At 49.1% G+C, this 1,172-nt stretch carries 1 protein-coding gene and 1 pseudogene; both read right to left on the bottom strand.

From position 1 onward, the window contains the following. Nucleotides 1-297: pseudogene (locus R7P35_RS25325) on the bottom strand (flagellar motor switch protein FliG); the annotation flags it as partial. After that, a partial coding sequence (locus R7P35_RS25330) for a flagellar M-ring protein FliF C-terminal domain-containing protein (RefSeq protein WP_318093162.1) occupies nucleotides 290-1,172 on the bottom strand: 883 nt, incomplete at its 5' end. The pseudogene R7P35_RS25325 and the gene R7P35_RS25330, both read right to left, overlap by 8 nt.

Genomic DNA, 1,172 nt, shown 5'->3' on the forward strand with positions numbered 1-1,172 from the left:
ATTACGCATAAAGTCTTCGCTGCCCATACCAATGTTGGTGTATTTCTGGATATCTTCCAAAAACGTACGGTGCACCGCCGATACTTTCTCTTGGCTTAAATCTTTTGCACGCGCCATTGCACTACCAACGCGCTGTACTTGTTTCGGTTCTCAATGACGGATGATGCCAGCCGCATCTTGCTCATTCAGACTTAATAACAAAATGGCCGCTTTCTCTTCACCAGTAATGGTGGAGGCATCAAACTCAACTGGCATGCCTGCGCCGTTTTCATCTTGAGGTACGATATCGTTAGCCATTTTCGTTCATCCAGTTTTTCACAACTTGAGCCGCTAGCTCTGGTTCGTTCGCTACAAGTGCACGAACCGCTTTCAGTACGTCTTCATCTTTATGAAGGTTAGGCAGATCGATACTTGAACCAAATTCAAACAGCTCACTGCTTTCAATGTCGCTACCAATTAGGCTGGTTTCGCCATCGGCACCAATTGGCAAACCGTCTGGGCCGTACATTTCATCGTCGTCATCACCAGCTGGGTTAAGCAGGTGCTTCATTGCAGGGCGAACCAGTACAAGCACAACCACGATGATAACTAAAGCGCTGGCGAACCAACGAACCCAATCGTTGAAGTTCGGGTGTTCCCAAATCGGTTGGTCAACAAGCTGCTCGGTTTCTGGCTCGGCAAACTTGACGCTCAATACGTTAAGTAAATCACCACGAGATTGATCAAAGCCGACGGTGCCAATCAACACCTGACGAATCGCGTTGATTTCACCTTCCGACATTGGTGTGTAAGTCACTTCACCTGTATCTGGATTAACTTGGCGACGGTCTTTGATGGCAACTGAAACAGTCTGGCGCGCCACTGTGCCCGTTTGCTTACGCTCATGGCTAATCGTGGTATCTAGCTCGAAGTTGCGGGTCGATTCTTTACGTACAGAGCCTTGCCCCATTACCGAGCCGTCTTTCATTTGCGCGACGTCTTGCGGAATAGAAGCATCCGCCGGAGGCTGATTACTAAGCGCACCCGGAATGCCTGCTACCATGTTGCCGTTGTTGTAATCTTCTAGCGCGTACTCACTGCGGGTCGATGGCGTATTTGGGTCGAAACGTTTACGAGTTTGCTCAACCGCGCTGAAATCCATTTGGATATCCACTTGCGCGGTGTAGTTACCA

The sequence above is a fragment of the Vibrio sp. Vb0304 genome, assembly GCF_033338995.1.
GTDB lineage: Bacteria > Pseudomonadota > Gammaproteobacteria > Enterobacterales > Vibrionaceae > Vibrio > Vibrio alginolyticus.